The organism is Allobosea sp. P4_C6, from assembly GCF_056402015.1.
Window position 1 is genome coordinate 1 of record NZ_JBFUIF010000104.1, and the last position, 5,501, is coordinate 5,501.

General features: G+C 61.6%; 6 protein-coding genes and 1 pseudogene. All 7 read right to left on the bottom strand.

Features of this window, described 5'->3' with window-relative positions:
- A pseudogene (locus AC1DVA_RS26060) lies at positions 1-375 on the bottom strand (transglutaminase family protein); the annotation flags it as partial.
- Between the two features lie 105 nt (positions 376-480).
- Positions 481-1,494, bottom strand: a complete 1,014-nt coding sequence (locus AC1DVA_RS26065) for an HAD family hydrolase (RefSeq protein WP_476807802.1) — start codon at positions 1,492-1,494, stop codon at positions 481-483.
- A gap of 61 nt (positions 1,495-1,555) precedes the next feature.
- Positions 1,556-2,329: a hypothetical protein gene (locus AC1DVA_RS26070; protein ID WP_476807803.1), complete on the bottom strand. Its 774-nt coding sequence runs from the start codon at positions 2,327-2,329 to the stop codon at positions 1,556-1,558.
- 80 nt (positions 2,330-2,409) lie between these two features.
- Positions 2,410-2,634: a hypothetical protein gene (locus AC1DVA_RS26075; RefSeq protein WP_476807804.1), complete on the bottom strand. Its 225-nt coding sequence runs from the start codon at positions 2,632-2,634 to the stop codon at positions 2,410-2,412.
- Between the two features lie 82 nt (positions 2,635-2,716).
- Positions 2,717-4,300: an arylsulfatase gene (locus tag AC1DVA_RS26080; protein ID WP_476807806.1), complete on the bottom strand. Its 1,584-nt coding sequence runs from the start codon at positions 4,298-4,300 to the stop codon at positions 2,717-2,719.
- 306 nt (positions 4,301-4,606) lie between these two features.
- Positions 4,607-4,939, bottom strand: coding sequence for an HdeA/HdeB family chaperone (locus AC1DVA_RS26085; RefSeq protein ID WP_265051834.1), 333 nt, complete (start codon positions 4,937-4,939; stop codon positions 4,607-4,609).
- 83 nt (positions 4,940-5,022) lie between these two features.
- The gene (locus AC1DVA_RS26090; protein ID WP_476807805.1) at positions 5,023-5,277 is read right to left on the bottom strand and encodes a hypothetical protein; all 255 of its coding nucleotides are present in this window, start codon (positions 5,275-5,277) and stop codon (positions 5,023-5,025) included.
- Positions 5,278-5,501 lie beyond the last annotated feature (224 nt).

Below are 5,501 nucleotides of genomic sequence, written 5' to 3' on the forward strand. Positions count from 1 at the left end.
GCCGAAGAGCTGCCAGGCGAGGTCGAGCAGGCGGTCACTGTCGCAGAAGCGGCTCGCCAGCAGGAAGACGAGACTCTCCTCCGGCAGCCGTTCGACCGGCACTTGGCCGGCACTGCGGTCATGGCTTTCGGGCAGGCCGCTATCGGAGATGATCGCGTCGGCGGTGATCCGCATCAACCCCTGTGGCGCCAGCAGCCGAGTGCACCAGTTTCCGAAGCCGTCCCGATAGGCACTGACGGGAACCGAAGGCTGGATGCGGATATGGTCGGGTTCGGCCAAGTCCGATACCCGGCTGAAATGCACGTTCAGCATCAGGATGACCGGTGTCGGTTGCGGAAAATCGTAGTCGAGCGCGTAGCCGATCCTGAGTTTCACGCGATGCCTTCTGCGCGATGATTGCGCGCGAACACTGGCTGGCCGGCGGCCAGTCAGACCATCATGCATGTTCCCGGCCAAGGCGATATAGGTTCCGGCCAGGGATCACTTGCTGCCGAATGGGAAGATCGTCTTCCAATCGTTCTTCATGTCGACGACTGTCCAGCCGTTCACGGCGGCGACGTCCAGCGCCTTGTCGAGCATCCCGATGGACGACGTGCGATCGTAGGCCCATTCCCGCACCGGGTCGGTGTGGTGCACGATCAGGCCGAAGCCCGGGCCCTGTCCCGAGGTGGTCCATTGCAGCATCTGGAGATCGCCGTCCGAGTTGCCGAAGGCAGCGATCGGGCGCCGCCCGATATGCTGCTGGATTCCGACGGGTTTGCCCGCCTTGTCGTCGATGAAGCTGATTTCCGGTAACCGCATCAGCACGGCCTTGCCCTCCCGCATTTCGAACTGGGTCTTGCCGCTGCTGCCAACCACCTGTTCGGGCGGAATGCCATAGACCTTCTCGGCCCATGGCCGCATGAAATCGATCCCTCCGCCGGAGACGATGAAAGTCTTGAAGCCGTTCGCGCGCAGATAGATCATCAGCTCCAGCATCGGCTGATAAACCATCTCGGTGTAGGGGCGCTTGGTCACGGGATGCCTCGCCGTGGCGAGCCAGTCTGTCACCAGCTTGCTGAACTCGGTCGTCGTCATGCCGGAGTGCGTGGCCACGACGATCTCGCCTGCGGCCCGTTCTCCACCCGCCAGCGCAGCCTTGACGTCACCCTTGAGCAACGAGGCGAAGGGCTCCTGGCTCTGCCATTCGGGATGTTGAGGAGCGAGTTCCTTCACCCGGTCGAACGCGAACAGTAGCTGGAAATAGAGGGGCTGCTCCGCCCACAGGGTGCCGTCGTTGTCGAATGTTGCGATGCGCTCCGGGACCGGCACGAAATCCGGGGTTCCCTCCCTGGTCACCTTTCCGACAAATGCGACGATGGCTTGCTTCGCGGCAGTGTCGTTCCATGAAGGCAATGGATCGCTCTGGGCATAAACCGGCGTGATGCTCACGATCGCAACCCAGCAGCCAAATGCGAGACGCTGAAGCAGCCGATAGAAGGAACTGGCTAGCATAGAAGCCTCCATCGCGCTGGCGCGCAGGCTGCCGGGGATATCGTCAGCTTGGCGGAACCGATCAAAATCGCGCGGTCACACCGAGTAACGGGCCATGCTGAACCATGTCGTAGCTGAAGCGGGCGCTCTTATAGTCGACGCCGATCGCGCGATAGCCCAGCGACACCGACCAGGTCGGGCTGAACTGGTATCCGACCGCTCCGAGCAGATCCCAGTGATAATTCGATCCACCGGCGCCGGCCATGGCCCATCCTGTCAGGAACCAGTCCGGGCTGAGGTTGTAGCGAGCCTTCACACCGAATGTGGCGTCGACCCAGGACTGGGTTTCGCTACCAATCAGAACGGGCAGCGGCGCAGCGGCGCTCAGCACGACCCTGTTGGAGAAGCTGAAGAACTTCGCGCCGCCGATCAACTCGATGTTGCCCCAGTCGCCCTCGGCCACACGATAGGTGCCTGCAGCCAGGCCGAAGAACGAGGTCGAGCGAAGCTTCAGCCCGACAAATCCCGCCGGCCCCCTGCCCTTGTCCGAGATCTTGACGAAATTCGCCTCGCCAACGAACCCGTACGTGCCGTTGCTGGCTTCCACGATACCCGACGCGGCGAAATCCAATGCCGGAAGGATATCCCGGAATTTCAGGTTCACGTCGATGTCGGGCAAGCCGAACAAGCCCTGCTTGCCGTTCAGGCCCGACATCCAGGTGTAGGCTGTCACGGAAAATGCCCAATCGCTGGTCGTAACCATCGTCATGCGAGGCGCGGGGGCAAGATCGGCAGCTTGCAGTACAGACGGCAGCAGAGCAGTCGAAGCAATGACGACGATGTGCTTGATCGACATGGTAGGGTCCAATCAGTAACGGCAGACTCGTCGATCATTGACGATGGCGCACCCGTCGCAGCCTGAGACAATCTTTCAGTTCAATTGCCCGTCGGTGCTCCAAGCCTGTAGTTTCGCTGCAGTCGTCGATCGGTCGATGGATAGAGCGACTGGCACTCTCCGTAGTAGAAGGAGCCAGTTGCTCGATTGACCGGGTTCGCGCAGATTTGCGCGAGTTCGGCCTGTCTGGATTGCGGGGTCTGGCAGGCCGACAGGATCAGTCCCAGCAAGAAGGTAAGCCCAACTGCGACATATGTGGTTTTCATGATGCCCTCCCAGATTGTCGTCTCGACTGCGGGACAGGTCACGGCGGGCAGGTGTCGATGAGCCCGCCGCGATGTGGGCTCTTCATTTGCCCATCGCGGCTCTCGCGGCCTCGATCTTCGCCTTCACGGCGTCGAGGTTGAAGCTCGCGCCCTTCTGCATCGGCGGGAACTCGACGGCCGTCATCGCCAGCTTGGCAACTTGCTGCTGGACGAAGACGAAACGCCAGAACTCGTACTGGAACCATGAAAAGTAGTTCTGCGAGCCGGACTTCGTGCCGTTTTCCGGCCAACCGGTGCGCTCGAACGGATCGAGGCGCAGGTTGGTCAGGTAGGGCACGTCTGCCTTGGTCTTGTCGCCGAGCCAACCGCCGGGCTGGTCGATGAAGCGATACTTGTAGTCGCCGATGCGTACGGCGCCGAGCTCGCTTTCGCCGAAGTAGAAGATCTCCTCGCGGTTCGACGGGCCCTTGCCGGTGATCAGGTCCATCTGGTTGTAGCCGTCCAGGTAGACCTTGTAGCTGGTGCCGCCGATCTGCTTACCCTTCTTCAGCTCTTCGGCAATGTTGGGATTGCCCGCTGCGGCGAGGAAGGTGGGGAACCAGTCGAGCCCGGAGATCAGGCCGCTCTCGACCTTGCCTGCCGGCACCCGGCCCGGCCAGCGGATCATCGCCGGGGCCCGGAAGCCGCCTTCCATAATTGTGCCTTTGCTCTGCGCGAAGGGCGTCTGCCCGCCATCGGGCCAAGTGAAGACCTCGGTGCCATTATCGGTGGTGAAGACGACGATGGTGTTGTCGTCGACCCCCATCTCCCTGAGCTTGTTCATGACCAGGCCGACATCGTCGTCGAGCTGCGCCATGCCGGCTTCGTGGATGGTCCAGCCGTTCTTCGAATTGCGCATCGCCTCGTATTTCGGCGAGAGATGCGTGACGATGTGCATGCGGGTCGGATTGAGCCAGAGGAAGAACGGCTTGTTGTCGGCCTTGGCCTTGTCGAGGAACTTGAAGGAAAGGTCGCGGATTTCGTCGTCGACGGTCTCCATCCGCTTCGGGCAGAGCTCACCCGCGTCACGGATCGTCTGCTTGCCGACCTTGCCCCAGCGCGGGTCGACGGTGGCGTCGTCGGCATCGGCTGCCAGCGAATGAACCATATTGCGCGGACCGACCTGCGACCTGAGGTCTTGCGGATAATTCGGATGGCAGGGGTCCTCCATCGCATCGAGGTGATAGAGATAGCCAAAGAACTCGTCGAACCCATGCACGGTTGGCAGGAACTCGTTCTTATCGCCAAGGTGGTTCTTGCCGAACTGGCCTGTGGCGTAGCCCATTCCTTTCAGTGCGGTGGCAATCGTCACGGCCTCCGCAGGCAGGCCGGTCGGTGCTCCCGCCTGGCCAACCGTCGTCATGCCGGTGCGGATCGGCAGTTCTCCCGTGATGAAGTTGGCGCGCCCGGCCGTGCAACTCGCCTCGGCGTAATAGTCGGTGAACAGCATGCCCTCGGCGGCGAGCTTGTCGAGATTCGGCGTGCGGCCCGCCATCATGCCGCGGTGATAGGCACCGATGTTCCAGATGCCGATATCGTCACCCATGATGACGACGATGTTGGGCCGTTGCGGCTGCTGCGGTGTCGGTGCCTGCGCATGCGCCGGCGCGCACAGGGTCAGCGACATCAGCGCGGTCGCTCCGGCGAGGGCGGCGCGCGAGCGCCCCTGCCAGTCCGCGACCATCTCGCACAGGGCTGCGCCGCGAGGCCGCATTCGTCCCATTGGCATGACGTCAGACATCTCGTTTCCTCCCTTGGGATGCGTCGGAACCTCCGCGCGTGATGCTTCGGAGCCAGGCATGGCGGATCGGTACGRCAAATCGGTTGCCGGCCGGCATCGCATCGAGGCGCCGGACGGTAGCGGGCGCGGCTTGCGAGTTTGCCGCCGCTTATGGGGCTGGGGCCGGATACCGGCCCGGGAAGACTTCCCCGCCTACCGTCCCCTTTCCTGCTTGATGACGAAATCGATCGCCTTGATGACGGTCTTCCCCGGGTTCGCCTTGCAGTGGACGATCACCTCGTGGACCCCCTTCTTGGCGCGGGGCATGTTGATGGCGTGCTTCTTCGCCAAGCCGTTGTACCAGCCGCTGTACCAGACCCCCAGGAAGTCGGCGTCCTCCTGGAACGTCCCGGCGAGCTGGGCGCATGTCAGTTTCTGGACGTCGATATAGCCCTTGGAATCGGCGTATGTATTCAGCTCGACCTGTGCCTGGGCGGCCGAGACCGTTCCGACGAGCGCTGTGATGAAGATGAGCAGACGGCGCATGCGGTATTCCCTTCGTTGTTGAAGTCGCGATCCATTAATCTTCACGGCATCGCTCGCGGGTTTTGGTCTCGTTATTTGACGGCTTACTTGTCTCTCGCAGGCCGCTGTCGCAGCATCTCGAGGATGGCATTCTCCAGTTCTTTCAATGTGGCCTTATATTCACGCTGTCGGTCTGCATTTCCGTTAGCAGTCCAGATGACGAGGGCAGCGTTGGCGTCGTTGAAGTCGCGAACGAGATCGCGAAAGCTCTCGCTGGCCATGTAGAGGCGCCGAAGGTCGCTTCCCCGGTCGGGAAATTTCAGAAGCAGGCCGGCCGTTTCGTCGATGACGTGGCCCATGGGTGTTCCTAACCAGCCAGCAATGGCCGGGCTTTAGCCAAATAGCCAGCCCGTAAGGGTGTGTTACGGTATTAATGCCAATTAATTCAATAGCTTACGACGCTACCTCGTAATGGCCCGGAAATAGTTCGCCGGGGGCGAATTGTTCGACTAGGGTCGCGTTCCGAGTTGTGGCGGAAAGGCATGGGAAATGCCGAATGCCGTAGCGTCCACCTCTGCAAGAA